The organism is Streptomyces sp. NPDC041191 (assembly GCF_055591945.1).
On sequence record NZ_JBVIZC010000008.1, the window covers coordinates 1 to 15,825 of the forward strand.

A 15,825-nucleotide genomic window follows, 5' to 3' on the forward strand; every position below is an offset into this window, starting at 1 on the left:
AAAGGAGGAACAACAGGCGAAGGCTTGAAAGACACCGCAACAGGATCCCACCAACGAGGCCAGCGCACCCACGGAACTAACGAAAAGATCAGTAGTACGGGGTTTCCGCCCACGGCCCGGTGAGCCGGGAGAAGCCCGCGCGGCGAACCGCCACGGGCAGGGGCCGCCCGGCGTCCGGGGCGTCGCCCGGACCTGCCTGTACGGCGGCGCGTACGCGGTCCTCACCGGCCTCACCGGCCTCGCCGACCTCGCGGCCCGCCGGGGCGTCGAGGTCGCGTACGTCTCCGGGACGGACCCCGCTGGGCCGGGTGCGGGAGGAGGCCCCGGGAAAGGCGTCCTGACCGGGGGTCAGTCCTCCCGTTCCCGCTCGGCCATCCGGATCACGCATACCGCCACCGCGACGAGGAGGGCGGCGTCCGCGTCCTCCCGGACCACGTTCACCGCGTACGTGTCGCGGACGCGGAACCACTGCCGGGAGACGTGGGCCAGGAGTTCGCCCTCGTACTCGACGGCGAACTCGCGGTTCAGGACCCGGCCGCTGACGTCCAGCGCGGTGCCCTCGACGAGCGTCACCCGGTAGTGGTCGCGCAGCAGCGAGAGCCGTTTGCGGCGGACGGTCGCCAGCGGCTCCCCGCCGCGCTCGATCGTCATCGCGTCCCGCAGGCCGAGCAGCTTCTGCCGGAGCGTGACCAGGACCCGCCCCTCGGGGTCCTTCAGCTCCAGGGTGTCGCGCAACCGCAGGGCCTTGCCGTCGACGAGGAAGGCGTGGCGGCCCTCCTCGTCCTCGATCCAGTAGTCGTCGCCGATCGCGAAGATCTTGTCCCGTACGAGGTATTTCACCCCGTCATGCCTGCCCGCCGCGCGCCGCTTCTCACCCGAAGTACCGGGTGAACGCGTCCGGGGTCGCCCCCAGCAGCCCCCCGTAGGGCGCGTCGAGCTGATGGATCAGCAGCACCGTGAAGGCGATGAACCCGGACAGGCCCATCACCATCACCACATGGGTCGTGCTCTTCTTGATCCCGAAGATGAACATGAACGCGAGCGTCAGCAGGCCGCCGAGCAGCAGTCCGGTCCACAGCACGGGGGAGAGGCTCTCCTGCGCCGCCGCCTCCCGGCCGCGCCGCGCGTCGTCCACGTAACCGATCTGGGCCAGCACCTCCTGGGCCGCGATCTGCTCGGACACCCGTTCGGTGCGGGTCACCTCGCCCGCCCGCCGCAGCTGGTCGAGCAGCGTCCAGCCGGAGGAGTCCAGCGGTTCGCGGGCGGCCATCGCGGGCCACTCGACGTCCACGACGTGGTGCGCGTACGCCCGGGCCGCGTCGCGCACCGGCTGTCGCTGGGCGGTGGGGAGGGAGTCCGCGAGGAGGTACGTCTGGTGCAGGGCGCTGGCCTCGGCCTGGACGTGGTCGGCGGCGGCGGAACGGGTCTCCCAGACCGAGACCAGGCAGAGGCCGAGGACGACGGCGTAGAGGACCGACACCATCATGGCGATGTACTCGGCCACGTCCTCGCGCGGCTCCTCGTCCTCGCCGACCGGGAAGAACCTGGTCTTGGCGAAGACGGAGAGGGCGGCGACGAGCGCGACCCCGAGGACGACGACGAAGGTCAGGAGCACGGCGGTCACCCCTTCCGGTTTCCGAGCAGGGCGGCGGCGACGGCCGCCGGGATCAGGAGCAGCAACAGCATCAGGACGACCCCGAACTCCCGCGCCTCCCGCCCCCGCCGCCGCAGCCGCCCGAGGAGCCCCTCGCCGTCGAGTCCGGTGGCGCGGCGGAGCGCGGGGGTCTCGGAGGCGGGGGCCCGGCCCGGGGGGACCCCCGGGGGAACGGGGGCGGGCGGCACGGCGGCTCCGGGGGGTACGGCTCGCGGGGGTACGGCTCCGGGGGGCGTGGCGCCCGGGGGGACGGCTCCGGGGGCGACGCCCGCACCGGGTCCGGCTCCGGCACCGGCTCCCGCTCCGGGTCCGGCACCGGCTCCCGCTCCCGCACCGGGTCCCGCTCCGGCACCGGCTCCCGCGCCGGTTCCTGTCCCGGCCTCCGTCCCTGTCCCGGCCTCCGTCCCGGGGGTCACGGGCGCCTCGGGGGACCCGGGGGCCTCTGGAGACGCAGGGGCCCCGACGGACCGGAGTACCCCGGGAATGCCGAGGAGCCCGGTGGGTCCCTCCGCCGTGAGAACCCCCGGTGCCAACGGGTACGGCCTGGCCGCCGGGGTTCCGGCGGCCCCCGGAGCCCCGCCGTTCCCCGCCCCGGCCTCGCCGCCCCCGATCACGACCTCCCCCGGCTCCAGCCCGGCCGCCTCCGAGGTCCCGGCGGCTCCGGGGATACCGGCCGCCCCCGGAGTCCCGGCCGCACCCGGCGTCCCGGCCGCACCCGGCGTCCCGGCCGCACCCGGCGTCCCGGCCGCACCCGGCGTCCCGGCCGCCCCCGGAGTCCCGGCCGCGCCCGGAGCCCCCGGGGTCCCGGGGTTCGTCGCCGCGCCCGAAGACGTGCCCGCCCCGGCACCCGAAGCCGTACCCGCTCCGGCTCCCGCCCCGCCCCCCGTCCCCGCCGCTCCCGGAGCACTCCCCCCGGCCCCCGTCCCCGCCGCCGGCCCGCTCTCCTCCACCACGAAGTCGGCCGAGGCGCCCGCCGTGAGCACCGGTGCCGAGACCCGCTCGCCCCCCGCCCCGAACGTGGTCGCCAGGTCGCTCCCGGTGGCGAGGCCCGTGCTCCGGTAGGTCCCCGGGGGGAGCCGTACGGTGGCCGTGCAGAGGGCCGAGGTGTCCGGGGCGAGGACGGACACGGTCCCGCCCGCTCCCCCGCAGTCCGGGGCGCCCGGCGCGAGGCCGAGGCCGGGGTCCTCGACCAGCACGTTCTGGAGGGGGAGGTTCCCCGTGTTGGTGACGGTGTACGTCACGGTGGCCGCGCCCGGCTCCGGGGCGCCGACCGCCACCTGTTCGGTGAGCTGGAGGGCCCCGGCGACCCCGGTGTACCCGGAGGGGGCGGTCGTGGTGAGGCGCCGTGACAGGGAGGGGACGTCGCCCTCGGCCCGCACGGTGTCCCGGTGGGCGCCGGGCAGGGCGGGGAAGCGGGCGACGCACTCCGTCTCCCCGAGCGCCGGGAGGGGGCGGTCCGGACACCGCGCGGCCCCGGCCGGGACCCCGGGGTCCAGGATCCGTACGTGGTACAGGTCCGCCTCGCCCCGGTTCACCAGCAGGTACCGCTTCACGACCTCCGCCCCGGCCCGTACCTCCGGGGGGTGCCGTCCGCTGTCGGCGCGGCCGTTCACGGTCACGGTCAGCCGCAGGGCCTCGTCCCCGACCCCGCCGGCCCAGGCGGAGGGGGCGGAGGAGAGGAACGGGACGATCTCCGGCAGGACGAGCAGCACCAGCACGAGCGGCACCGCAACGAGGGACCCGCCGCTCACCCGACAGCGGGAATAGTCCGATGATCTGACCGCACGCTGTGCCATGCCCGCCATGCTGACGGGCCCCCGCCCCCGAACCCGTTCCCGGACACGCCCCTCACCCCGCCCGGCCCCCACTTTCCACCCGTACGGCACCCTTGACCCATGAACGCTCCCGAGCCCACCCCCGCGCCCCGGCGCGCCCGTGTCCGCGCCCCCGAGCTGATCGGCAAGGGCGGCTGGCTGAACACGGGCGGGGAAGACCTGTCCCTCGCCGGCCTGCGGGGGAAGATCGTCCTCCTCGACTTCTGGACCTTCTGCTGCGTGAACTGCCTGCACGTCCTCGACGAGCTGCGCGAACTGGAGGAGAAGCACCGCGACACCCTGGTGGTCGTCGGGGTGCACTCGCCGAAGTTCGTGCACGAGGCCGAGCACCGGGCGGTGGTGGACGCCGTCGAGCGGTACGAGGTGCACCACCCCGTACTGGACGACCCGGAGCTGGCGACCTGGAAGCAGTACGCCGTGCGGGCCTGGCCGACGCTCGTCGTGATCGACCCCGAGGGGTACGTCGTCGCCCAGCACGCCGGCGAGGGCCACGCCAACGCGATCCGGAACCTGGTCGAGGAGCTGGAGGCCGAGCACGGGGCCAAGGGGACGCTGCGGCGCGGCGACGGCCCGTACGTGGCGCCGGAGCCCGTCGCCACCGACCTGCGCTTCCCGGGCAAGGTCATCACCCTCCCGTCCGGGAACTTCCTGGTCTCCGACACCACCCGGCACCAGCTCGTCGAGCTGGCGGCGGACGGCGAGACCGTCGTGCGCCGCGTCGGAGAGGGCGTCTTCCGCGAGCCGCAGGGGCTCACGCTGCTCCCCGACGGCAAGGTCGTCGTCGCCGACACCGTGCACCACTCCCTGCGCACGTACGACCCGGAGAGCGGCGCGATCGAACTGCTCGCGGGCACCGGCAAGCAGTGGTGGCAGGGGTCCCCGACCTCGGGGCCCGCCCTGGAGGTCGACCTGTCCTCGCCGTGGGACGTGGCCTGGTGGCAGGGGAAGGTGTGGATCGCCATGGCCGGCGTCCACCAGCTGTGGACGTACGACCCGGAGACCGGGACCGTCGGGGTCGCGGCCGGGACGACCAACGAGGGCCTGGTCGACGGGCCCGCCGCCGAGGCGTGGTTCGCGCAGCCCTCCGGGCTCGCGGCCGCCGGGGACCGGCTGTGGATCGCGGACTCCGAGACCAGCGCCCTGCGCTGGATCGACACGGACGGGACCGTCCGCACCGCCGTCGGCACCGGCCTCTTCGACTTCGGCCACCGCGACGGCGACGCGGGCCAGGCGCTGTTCCAGCACCCGCTGGGCGTGACCGCCCTGCCCGACGGCTCGGTGGCCGTCAGCGACACGTACAACCACGCCCTGCGCCGCTACGACCCCGCCACCGGCGAGGTCACCACCCTCGCCACCGACCTGCGCGAGCCGAGCGACGCGGTCCTGGTGGACGGCGACATCGTGGTGGTCGAGTCCGCCCGGCACCGGCTGACCCGGCTGCGGCTGCCCGAGGAGGCCGTCCGGGTCGAGGCCGTCGCCCACCGCACCCGGCGCGAGGCCACCGAGGTGGCACCCGGCCGCCTCCGCCTCGACGTCGTCTTCCGGGCGCCGACCGGGCAGAAGCTGGACGAGCGGTACGGCCCCTCGACCCGGCTCCTGGTCTCCTCGACCCCGCCGGAGCTGCTGCTCGGCGGCGAGGGCACGGGCACGGACCTCTTCCGCGAGCTCGACCTGAACCCGGAGGTCACCGAGGGCGTCCTGCACGTCTCCGCGATGGCCGCGTCCTGCGACGACGACCCCGCCAACGAGTACCCGGCCTGCCACGTCCACCAGCAGGACTGGGGCGTCCCGGTGAAGGTCACGGAGGCGGGCGCCTCCCGGCTCCCGCTGATCCTCGCGGGCATGGACGCCTGACGGACCTCGCCGGGCGACTCTCCGATCACCCGTTCCTGGACGGGGCCCTCTCCGCCCCGTCCAGGCACCCGCATCGGGTCAGCCTCCCGCGTACGCGTCCTCCTCGTCGTACGGGTCTTCGTCCAGGTCGTCGGCCGAGATCCTGCGGCGCAGGTTCTCGGCGTCGGTCTGGATGCTCAGCAGCAATTTGTGGAGTTCGTCGAGCAGGCTCAGCGGTGCGAGCGGAGTGTGCTCGCCGACCTCCGGCTCCAGGGCGAGGAGCCGGTCCATGGAGTCCCGGGCTCCCAATACGTGCAGGCGCAGGCTCTTGCGGTGCTCGGCCGCACGCTGGCTGGGCAGGAGCGGAGCGGTGTCCGCCCTCGGTGCGGGGAGTTCACCGAATATGGGGAGCGCACCCTCGGGGAATTCCCCCTCGGGCAACTGTCCTTCCTGCTCGAGGATCCCGCCCTGGCCGGTGAACGAGCCGTCCTTGCCAGCTGATGACGAGGGCTCGCCGGGCTCGGGGTACTGAACGGGAGTGACGGGCTTCTTGACCCGTTCGGGGTAGGACGCGGCGACGACGTCCCACTCGTAGAGCAGGACAGGAACACCGTCAGCGGTATGCGCGATCTTGTCCTGCGCGGCCAGATCGACCTGGAAGTAGGCGTAGGGCTTCTCGGCGGACTCGGACGCGTCCTTCCCGGTGAGGCTCTGCCTGGTGACTGAATTCAGCGGCAGATCATCGGCCCGGAAGGTGTTGGCGGCCATCGCCAGGGTCCAGAGGCCCAGCTCGTTGTCCTGACGCGACAGACCTTCGATGATGGCGCTCGCGTCGGCCCGGAACGGGACACCGCCCTTTTCCTTCGGTGCGTCGAGCGAGGAGCCGACGTTCCGCGTGAGCAGCTTGTCCGCGATCAGCGCCACGCCGCCGGCCACGGCCAGGGTGCAGCGGGCGTCGACGTCCCCGCGCATGGCCGGCTCCACCAGCGTGGTGAAGTCGTCGGTGGGCACGGGGTCCCAGTCGCCGATGACATCGCCGGTCAGCACACCGCCGTTGTTCCACGCGTTGCGCGCCACCTTGGTGACCAGACTCTTTCGTGAGCGCCACGGCAGGTCGATCATCGGCCCGAGCAGCCCGCCGAAAGCCTTCACGCTCATGCGTTTGCCGCCCCTGATGGCCTTGGCCTGGTCCTTGAGGGCTTCGAGCAGGTCGGGCTTGGTCAGCGCGCTGACTAGGTAGACGGCACGCCAGAGTGCGGTTCCCGGGGGGCGGCCGGTGCTGCCGAAAACGTCGGGGAGGTCTACCACGGGGATGCGACCGACGGCGAGGCCGTACACGTCCTGGAGGTCGGAGGTGCTCCAGCGCGGGTCGCCGATCTGGATGACGCGCTTGAGCGCGCGCGTGATGACCTCCACATTCTGGGCGGCGGTGTCCCATTGCCTGAACTCGACGTGGATCGAGGCGAGTACGGAGCGGATGGCGTCGTCGAAGAGATCTTCCGGAGACAGCAGCCGTCCCGCGTGGCCCTCGATGCCGACGGCGATCTGGGCCGGCACGGCGTACGACTGGAAGATCTGGGCCGCGCGCGGTCCTGGCACCTCTCTCTTGATCTCCTCGTCGAATTCCTTTCTGAGGTTCGACCGCCATGCCGCTCTGGATTCGATCAACTGTTTCCGCAGGTCAGACCCGCTTTTCCGGGCTGAGGAGGCCGAGATGTTCCCGAGGAGGGCGTTCGTGGCCAGCTTCGCCACGGTGCTCGGTTCCTCGCCGGATCCGGCGAGCACGGACCAGGCGCTCGCGAGCCGTGTGATGCCGTCCCGTACGACGAGAACCTCGATCGGGGCGGTGCCGTCCTCGAACGTGATCGAGACCGGGTGAACGATCAGATTTCGGGTCACCGACCGGGTCAGGATGGACTCGGCGTAGGTGTTGATTGACAGGGTGGCGTGGATGGTCTGCCACACGTGCTGCCGGAAGTGGTCGAAGTTTTCGTAGCGGTACTCGACGACGGCGCTCGGCTCGCCTTCGTGGGCCAGCCCCTGGACCTGGGGGTCGGGTACCTCCGTAATCGACATGCCGGTGCGTGGCTGGATGCCGGGGAAGAGCTCACTCGTCAAGACGCGGGTGACGGCCGAGCGGAGCGTGGCACCCTCGACGGTCTCGGCCATAAGGACGCCGGTGGGGTTGTTCGGGGTGGGGCGGAGCTGGATGGCCAGGGCATCGGGATGGAGGGTGGCGTGCGCTATGGCGGTCCAAGCGGGCTCCGGAAGGTGGATCTCCATGTTGCTTCGCGCGGCCGTGAGGACGTCGTTGCGCTGCTCCGCAGTGGGTTCCTGCGGGAGCTGGCGGGCGATGTTGGTGACCTGGACGATCTCTCCTCCCCAGGGGACGTCCATGGTGAGAGCGGCGGTCGGGCCATTGGGCACGGTGGTGGGCTCCTTGGTGGAGAGGCAGTTGAGAACGGGTACACGGATACAGCAGGAGGCCCTTCGGAGGGCGGCAAGGCTGTGATAGCCACCCTCCGAAGGGACGTTGTGGTGTTAGAGCGCTTCCGGAGACTCGGCACCCGGCGGCGGCGAGGGCCGACGGGGGTCGTTCGTCGTGTCCGGACGGTTGCGGTACTGATGGCATGCCCAGGCGTGGTCACGTGCAAGGTCGAGAAGTAGCGCGTCGGCCTCGGAGTACGGCAGCCCGGCGAGCAAGAGGGAACAGGGCGGAAGGGGGACCGTGTGGCCGGGGGTGAGGTGGTACCAGACGGGATCGCCGCTACCACTTCTGCGCATCAGGACAAGTGCCGGAGCTCCGTCGGTGAGGCGTTCGGGGATCAGCGCCAGGGCCCGCTGGTAGGCCTGCTCCTCATGTGCCTTCCCGGTGTGGAGGACAGTCGCCCTGGAGGAGGTGAGAGAGGCGAGAGTCTCGAAGAACTTAGCCGGGGGGCCGCCAAAACGGCCCGGGCGGGGCCGCCACATCGCCTTCTGGTCCCTCCTCAACCGGTCGAGGAACGAAGTGACTTCGCCGGGCATGAGCGAAATGACGGACATAGTGGTTCTCCGTCGCCAACGCGAGTAGCCCAGGATGTGGAGGGACGGGGAAGGGGCATCCCGCGCCGGAGGCAACGGGTTGTCAATTCCCCACTCCATGACGTAGTGCGGCGACGCAGGTCGCGACGCGTTGCCGGTGGGTCCCTGGGTAGAGTCGAGCGTGTCGGGGTGGAGCGCGTGCGAAGCGTGCGGGTCCGGGCTCATGGCGGGCGCCTCCTGGCTCTACGGGGCGCCGGGCACATGCAAGTTGGCATTTTCTGGGCCCAGTTGACGGGGTGTCGTATTTCCAGAGTGACACCTCCGCGAGCTCCGAGGCAATGAGGAAACGAGTCCTGGCTGAAACTTGAGAAGCCCAAGAGGGGCCATCCAGCCCCTGGCACCCTGGTGGGGCGGCATGCGAGGTCGTATCACCCAGCCGGGGAAGCTGTATGTAAATAAGCCAACCGTCTGCTGCGTGTGCCCACTGTCGTAGCTAGATCAATGCATCTCTGGCGTTCGGATAGTTATCGAAAAGCTTGGGAAGGGGATTCTGGTCCAGTCTGTCCAGATTGGCGAACACGGCGGCTACAGCAGTGATTTCACCCAGAATGCTGCCTTTCTGGATAATCCAGACGAAATCATTCTCGGACGTCGGAAGCGTCCGGGGGATCGTGGTCAGCTCGAGCCTGTTGAGCTCCGCGCTGATCTGAGTGCACAGTTCCCTGCTCAGTCGCGAACGCCCCTCCGCCGCATGCTCCTTGAGGAAGCGCATGCTGAGACGCTTGGCGCCGTCGTCGCACTCGACAGCGTGCTTGATAATAGTGAGGTCCATAACTTAGTAAGTTACTGAGTTACTTGACGGTTTGTGAAGAGGGAGTGCTCTTCACCCCTCCCACCTGGGGTTTCTCGCCAAAAGAGTATCGCTCCTGACCCAAGTGCAGGCCAGGAGCGGAGAGTTCGGCTTGAGCGCGGATGGCCTCAGCCCTCCAGGAACGCCACCAGCGCGTTCGCGAGGAGGTACGGGTCCTCCGCGCCGCACAGTTCGCGGGCGCTGTGCATGGAGAGGATCGCGACGCCGATGTCCACGGTGCCGATGCCGTGGCGGGCGGCCGTGATCGGGCCGATCGTGGTGCCGCAGGGCATGTCGTTGTGGGAGACGAAGGTCTGCCAGGGCACGCCCGCCTTCTCGCAGGCGGCGGCGAAGACGGCCCGGCCGCTGCCGTCGGTGGCGTAGCGCTGGTTGACGTTCACCTTGAGGATCGGGCCGCCGTTGACGCGCGGGTGGTGCGTCGGGTCGTGGCGCTCCGCGTAGTTGGGGTGCACGGCGTGGCCGGTGTCGGAGGAGAGGCAGACGGTGCCCGCGAAGGCGCGCGCCCGGTCCTCGTAGGAGCCGCCCCGCGCGTGGACCGAGCGCTCCAGGACGTTGCCGAGGAGGGGGCCCTGCGCGCCGGTGTCGGACTCGGAGCCGTTCTCCTCGTGGTCGAAGGCGGCGAGGACCGGGATGTACGGGAGGTCGTCGCGGCCCGCGAGGGAGGCGAGCGCGGCGGTGGCGGCGTGGACGGAGAGCAGGTTGTCCATGCGCGGCCCGGCGAGGAGTTCGCGGTCGCGGCCCAGGTAGGCGGGGGCCTCCACGGCGTGCACCATCAGGTCCCAGCCGGCGACGTCGTCGGCGTCGACGCCGGCCTCTGCGGCGACGAAGGAGATCAGGTCGCCCTCGTGGACGTCCCCGGTGCCCCAGACGGGCTGCATGTGGCGCTGGCGGTCCAGCTTGAGGCCGTCGTTGGCCCCCCGGTCGAGGTGGATGGCCAGCTGCGGGACGCGCAGCAGCGGCCGGTCGACGTTGACGAGGCGGTGGCCGCCGTCGCGGAGGGTGAGCCGTCCGGCGAGGCCCAGGTCGCGGTCGAGCCAGGTGTTGAGGAGGGTGCCGCCGTAGATCTCGACGGCGACCTGCCGCCAGCCCTGGGAGCCCGTGTCGGGCCGCGGCTTCACGCGCAGGTTGGGCGAGTCGGTGTGGGCGCCGACGATCCGGTACGGGGTGTGGGGAGCGGCGCCCTCCGGCACGTACCAGGCGATGATCGCGCCGCCGCGGACCACGTACTTCCCGCCGCTCGTCGCGTCCCAGGCCGCGGTCTCCTCGACCTGGCGGAACCCGGCCTTCTCCAGCCGTTCGGCGGCGTTCGCCACCGCGTGGTACGGCGAGGGGGAGGCGGCCAGGAAGGTCATCAGGTCGTCGGTGTGCCCGCGGTCGAAGGGGCCGGCGGTGGTACGGGAAGCTGCGCTGCTCATGGGTTCACCTTACGCAGGGCCCGGAACGCGGGGGCGGGCCCCCGGGCGCGGCCCGGCCCTCCCGGGACCGGCCGTGCGGCGCGGGGGCGGGCCCCGGGCGGCCGGGCGGGGCCGGGATCCGGCGGCCGCGCCCGTGAACGGCGGGAACGGCCCGCCCCCCTCCCCGGGGACGGGCCGTTCCTGTGCTGGGCGGGGGTGTTCCGGTCGCCGCGGAGGGCGGGTCCTAGAACGCGGCCTCGTCCAGGTCCATCAGCGAGCCGTCGACGGCCTCGGCGAGCACGCGCTCGGTGGAGACGCCGGGCAGGACGTTGGCGGCGAAGAACTTCGCGGCCGCGATCTTGCCCCGGTAGAAGGCGGCGTCCTTGCCGGAGGCCCCGGCGGCCAGCTTCTCGGCGGCCACGGCCGCGCCCTTGAGGAGCAGGTAGCCGACGACCACGTCGCCGGAGGCCATCAGGAGGCGGGTGGTGTTGAGGCCGACCTTGTAGATGTTCCTGACGTCCTCGCCGGTGGCGGTGAGGTCGGTGAGCATCGCGCCGACGATGCCCTCCAGGTCCACGGCGGCCTTGGCGAGCGCGTCGCGGGCGCCGGCCAGCTCCTCGCCGCCGGTGCCGACCGCGAGGAACTTCTTGATCTCCTCGGCGAGCGCGTTCAGGGAGGCGCCCTGGTCGCGGACGATCTTGCGGAAGAAGAAGTCCTGGCCCTGGATGGCCGTGGTGCCCTCGTAGAGGGTGTCGATCTTGGCGTCCCGGATGTACTGCTCGACCGGGTACTCCTGCAGGAAGCCGGAGCCGCCGAAGGTCTGGAGCGACTGGGCGAGCTGCTCGTAGCCCTTCTCGGAGCCGTAGCCCTTCACGATCGGGAGCAGCAGGTCGTTGAGGCCGTGCAGCGCCTTGGTGTCCTCGCCGGCCGCTTCCTTGATCGCGATCTCGTCCTGCACGGAGGCCGTGTAGAGGACGAGGGAGCGCATGCCCTCGGCGTACGCCTTCTGCGTCATGAGCGAGCGGCGGACGTCGGGGTGGTGCGTGATGGTGACCTTGGGCGCGGCCTTGTCCATGAAGTTGGCCAGGTCGGTGCCCTGGACGCGCTCCTTGGCGTACTCCAGGGCGTTGAGGTAGCCCGTGGAGAGGGTGGAGATCGCCTTCGTGCCGACCATCATGCGGGCGAACTCGATGATGAGGAACATCTGGCGGATGCCGTCGTGCTTGTCGCCGATCAGCCAGCCCTTGGCGGGGTGCTTGTCGCCGAAGGTCATCTCGCACGTGTTGGACGCCTTGAGGCCCATCTTGTGCTCGACGTTGGTGGCGTAGACGCCGTTGCGGGCGCCCAGCTCGCCGGTCTCCCAGTCGAACTCGTACTTCGGGACGAGGAAGAGGGAGAGGCCCTTGGTGCCGGGGCCGGCGCCCTCGGGGCGGGCGAGGACGTAGTGGAGGATGTTCTCCTCCATGTCGTGCTCACCGGAGGTGATGAAGCGCTTGACGCCCTCGATGTGCCAGGAGCCGTCCTCCTGCTGGACCGCCTTGGTGCGGCCGGCGCCGACGTCCGAGCCCGCGTCGGGCTCGGTGAGGACCATGGTGGAGCCCCAGCGCTTCTCGACGGCGATCCGCGCGACCTTCTTCTGCGCCTCGTTGCCCTCGTTGTAGAGGATGCCGGCGAAGGCCGGGCCGGAGGAGTACATCCAGATGGCCGGGTTCGAGCCGAGCAGCAGCTCCGCGTAGGCCCAGATCAGGGAGCGCGGGGAGACGGTGCCGCCGATCTCCTCGGGGATGCCCAGACGCCAGTACTCGGACTCCATGAAGGCGTCGTACGACTTCTTGAAGGAGGCCGGGACCGGCGCGGTGTTGGTCTCCGGATCGAAGACCGGCGGGTTGCGGTCGGCGTCGGCGAAGGACTCCGCGAGCTCGTTCTCGGCGAGGCGGCGGATCTCGTCGAGGATGCTCTTGGCGGTCTCGACGTCCATCTCCTCGAACGGACCGGTGCCGTACACCTTGTCGCGCCCGAGGACCTCGAAGAGGTTGAACTCGATGTCGCGGAGATTCGACTTGTAGTGCCCCATGGCGACGGCTCCGTAAGGCTCGGGGAGGGAGGTTCCTCGTACACGTACCAGCGAGTAGCAAAAAGCTCTCTCCGATGATGCTACCCGTCGGTAATAAGGGCAACCCCTGGCGGGCATCTGTGACGCGCCTCGCCCGCACCTCCCGCCCCGCGGGCCCCCGGCGCCCCACCGGCCCCACCCGGCCTGGCGGCCGGGGCCGCGGGGCCCCGGCGCGGCGCCGTCGCTCGCTAGGCTGGGGCCATGTACGGATACGGCCAGCACGCAGACGGTGGTACCGCCCAGCAGCAGTACATCCCGCCGCAGCAGGGCGGTATGGAGGGCGGTGCGCAGGGGTACGGGCACCAGGCCCCGCTCTACCCCGAGCCCTCGCCCCCCTCCCTCGCGGACGCGGTGCGCGCCTTCACCACCGGGACCCTGGCGGCCGAGGACTTCCAGCAGATCTTCGCGACCTCCAAGGTCTACTGCCCGCGCGGCGACAACCCGGGTTTCCTGGCCCTGCACAACACCCAGCACCCGGTCATCCCCATGTTCACGTCCCTCAAGGAGCTGCGGCGGTACGCGGGCAAGGAGTCGAAGTACTTCGTGATCACCGGGGCCGAGGTGATCGACCTGCTGCCGACCGGCTACGGCTTCGTCCTCGACATGGAGGGCGACCACCGCATGGTCTTCGACGCGAAGGCCGTGGAGCAGATGGTCGACTTCGCGATGCGGCGGATGTACGGCTGACGCGGCCGGAAGGCCGTACGGCCGGCGCGGGCGGTCCGCGCGGAGGGCGCCCGGGAGGAATTCCTCCCGGGCGTTCCGCGTTCCCGGTGGCAAGAAGTTCACTGTTCAACTAAAGTGGACGCGCAAGGTCCCCCAAGGAGGTCCCGCCATGCCCGCCGTGACTGTCGAGAACCCGCTCACCCTGCCGCGCGTCGCCGCCCCCGCCGACGCCCCGGCCCGCCCCGTGCTCGCCGTGACCACGGCCCCCTCCGGCTTCGAGGGAGAGGGCTTCCCGGTCCGCCGGGCCTTCGCGGGGATCAACCACCAGTACCTCGACCCGTTCATCATGATGGACCAGATGGGTGAGGTGGAGTACGCGCCCGGCGAGCCCAAGGGAACCCCCTGGCACCCGCACCGCGGCTTCGAGACCGTCACCTACATCATCGACGGGACCTTCGACCACCAGGACTCCCAGGGCGGCGGCGGCACCATCACCAACGGCGACACCCAGTGGATGACCGCCGGCGCCGGCCTCCTCCACATCGAGGCCCCGCCGGAGTCCCTGGTCGTCAGCGGCGGGCTCTTCCACGGCCTCCAGCTCTGGGTGAACCTGCCGGCCAAGGACAAGATGATGGCCCCCCGCTACCAGGACATCCGCGGCGGCCAGGTCCAGCTGCTCACCTCTCCCGACGGCGGCGCCCTGCTCCGCGTCATCGCGGGCGAGCTGGACGGCCACGAGGGCCCCGGCGTCACCCACACCCCGATCAGGATGATCCACGCCACCCTGCGCCCCGGCGCCGAGATCACCCTCCCCTGGCGCGAGGACTTCAACGGCCTCGCGTACGTGCTCGCCGGACGCGGCTCCGCCGGTGCCGAACGGCGCCCGGTCCACACCGGCCAGACCGCCGTCTTCGGCAAGGGCGGCACCCTCACCGTGCGCGCCGACGAGAAGCAGGACGGCAACACCCCGGACCTGGAGGTCGTCCTCCTCGGCGGTCGCCCGATCCGCGAGCCGATGGCCCACTACGGCCCGTTCGTCATGAACACCCAGGCCGAACTGCGCCAGGCGTTCGAGGACTTCCAGGCGGGCCGCCTCGGCACGGTCCCGGCGGTGCACGGGATGGGCGAGTAGGAACGCGGGAACGGAGGCCGTACGGGACCGGGACGCGCGCCCCGGTCCCGTACGGCTGTCCCGGACCCGTACGGCCGCCCCGGGTCCGCGCGGCCGGTACGACGTCCCGGGGCCGCGCGGCCGGTACTGACGCCCCCTCACCCGTACGGGCCGTCAGCGCGCGACGGCGCGCCGGGGGGCGTGGTCCGGTGGTCGGGTGCAGACGACCACCGGACCGCTCCTTCCCGAACCCGCCCGCCGGACCGCCGCCTGGTGCGCCGTCCTGCTGCTCGTCACCGGGGTCGCCGCCGTCGCGATCTGGCTGTGCTTCACCTTCAGGACGGCCGTCACGCCCGTCCTGCTCGCGATCCTCGGCACCGCCCTCCTCGGCCCGCTCCACCGGCGCCTGCTGCGGATGAAGGTGCAGAAGTCCCTCGCCGCCGGGCTCACCGTCCTGGCCGTCCTCGCGGTCGTCGGCGGCGCCGCGTACATCGTCGTCGCCGCCCTCGTCGACACCGGCGACCAGATCGTCGCCTCGCTCCGGCGGGCCGCCCAGGACATCTCCCGGCACTTCGGCGTGGTCGGGACCTCCCTCGACGACCTCGGCGGGAACGCCGGGACCCTCCTCAAGAAGTTCGGCGGGACCGCCGCCTCCGGGGTGCTCTCCGGGATCAGCGTCGTCGGCCACGTCCTCGCCACCGCCGTCCTCGCCCTGTTCCTCGTCTTCTTCTTCCTCCGCGACTCGGACCGGGCCGCCGGGGCCCTGCGCTCCCTCGTCCCCGGGGAGACCGGTGACGTCGTCGAGGCCATGGCGCGCCGGGCCTTCGAGGCCGTCCAGGGGTTCATGCGGGGCACGACCCTCATCGCGCTGGTCGACGCGACCCTCATCGGCGTCGGGCTGCTCGTCCTGCGGGTGCCCGGCGCGGTCGGGCTCGCGGCGCTCGTCTTCGTCACCGCCTACATCCCGTACCTCGGCGCCTTCCTCTCCGGGGCGGTCGCGGTCCTCGTCGCCCTCGCGGACCGGGGCTTCGTCATCGCCCTGTGGGCGCTCGGCGTCGTCCTCGCCGTCCAGGTCATCGAGGGGCACCTGCTCCAGCCCGTGGTGCAGAGCAGGACCGTCCACATGCACCCGGCCGCCGTGATGCTGACGATCACGGCGGGCGCGTCCGTCGCGGGCATCCTGGGCATGCTGCTCGCCGTCCCCCTGACCGCCGCCGCGACGGGCATCCTGGGGGAGCTGCGCAACCGGTACGGGGCGGACCACGGCCCGGACGGGACCTGAGGGACGGCTCCGGACCGGCCGCTCCCAGACCGGCCGCTCCCGGAC

The 15,825-nt window shown here is 71.7% G+C and carries 11 protein-coding genes; 4 read left to right on the plus strand and 7 right to left on the minus strand.

What is annotated here, in order from left to right; all coding sequences use genetic code 11:
• Positions 1-348: 348 nt before the first annotated feature.
• From ACZ6AQ_RS16885 to ACZ6AQ_RS16895, 3 genes are read right to left on the minus strand one after another with little or no spacing between them, the layout of a single operon-like run.
• Positions 349-840, minus strand: coding sequence for an LURP-one-related/scramblase family protein (locus ACZ6AQ_RS16885; RefSeq protein WP_468760474.1), 492 nt, complete (start codon positions 838-840; stop codon positions 349-351).
• Between the two features lie 31 nt (positions 841-871).
• Entirely contained in the window at positions 872-1,624 is a 753-nt protein-coding gene (locus ACZ6AQ_RS16890; RefSeq protein WP_468760475.1) for a bestrophin-like domain, read from the minus strand.
• Positions 1,621-3,381: a DUF7507 domain-containing protein gene (locus ACZ6AQ_RS16895; RefSeq protein ID WP_468760476.1), complete on the minus strand. Its 1,761-nt coding sequence runs from the start codon at positions 3,379-3,381 to the stop codon at positions 1,621-1,623. Before ACZ6AQ_RS16895 ends, ACZ6AQ_RS16890 begins: the two co-directional genes overlap by 4 nt.
• Positions 3,382-3,549: 168 nt before the next feature.
• On the opposite strand from ACZ6AQ_RS16895, the gene ACZ6AQ_RS16900 reads away from it, so the two are divergent.
• Positions 3,550-5,343, plus strand: a complete 1,794-nt coding sequence (locus ACZ6AQ_RS16900) for an NHL domain-containing thioredoxin family protein (protein WP_468760477.1) — start codon at positions 3,550-3,552, stop codon at positions 5,341-5,343.
• A 78-nt stretch (positions 5,344-5,421) separates the two neighbouring features.
• Here the strand turns inward: ACZ6AQ_RS16900 and ACZ6AQ_RS16905 are convergent, their stop codons facing one another.
• The 4 genes from ACZ6AQ_RS16905 to ACZ6AQ_RS16920 form a co-directional block, all read right to left on the minus strand.
• The gene (locus ACZ6AQ_RS16905; RefSeq protein ID WP_468760478.1) at positions 5,422-7,749 is read right to left on the minus strand and encodes a hypothetical protein; all 2,328 of its coding nucleotides are present in this window, start codon (positions 7,747-7,749) and stop codon (positions 5,422-5,424) included.
• 1,087 nt (positions 7,750-8,836) lie between these two features.
• A complete protein-coding gene (locus ACZ6AQ_RS16910) occupies positions 8,837-9,175 on the minus strand; it encodes a hypothetical protein (RefSeq protein ID WP_468760479.1) in 339 nt (112 codons plus the stop codon).
• Between the two features lie 146 nt (positions 9,176-9,321).
• The gene (locus tag ACZ6AQ_RS16915) at positions 9,322-10,629 is read right to left on the minus strand and encodes a M18 family aminopeptidase (RefSeq protein WP_468760480.1); all 1,308 of its coding nucleotides are present in this window, start codon (positions 10,627-10,629) and stop codon (positions 9,322-9,324) included.
• Between the two features lie 223 nt (positions 10,630-10,852).
• Complete coding sequence (locus ACZ6AQ_RS16920; RefSeq protein WP_468760481.1) at positions 10,853-12,682, minus strand: acyl-CoA dehydrogenase; 1,830 nt, start codon at positions 12,680-12,682, stop codon at positions 10,853-10,855.
• A gap of 240 nt (positions 12,683-12,922) precedes the next feature.
• Here ACZ6AQ_RS16920 and ACZ6AQ_RS16925 point away from each other — a divergent pair, with 240 nt between their 5' ends.
• From ACZ6AQ_RS16925 to ACZ6AQ_RS16935, 3 genes are all read left to right on the plus strand, one after another.
• On the plus strand, positions 12,923-13,408 hold the full coding sequence (locus ACZ6AQ_RS16925; protein ID WP_388694965.1) for an SseB family protein: 486 nt from the start codon (positions 12,923-12,925) through the stop codon (positions 13,406-13,408).
• Between the two features lie 148 nt (positions 13,409-13,556).
• Entirely contained in the window at positions 13,557-14,519 is a 963-nt protein-coding gene (locus ACZ6AQ_RS16930) for a pirin family protein (protein WP_388694963.1), read from the plus strand.
• Between the two features lie 196 nt (positions 14,520-14,715).
• Positions 14,716-15,780 (plus strand): AI-2E family transporter, encoded by a 1,065-nt coding sequence (locus ACZ6AQ_RS16935; RefSeq protein ID WP_468760482.1) that lies wholly within the window; start codon positions 14,716-14,718, stop codon positions 15,778-15,780.
• Positions 15,781-15,825: the final 45 nt, after the last annotated feature.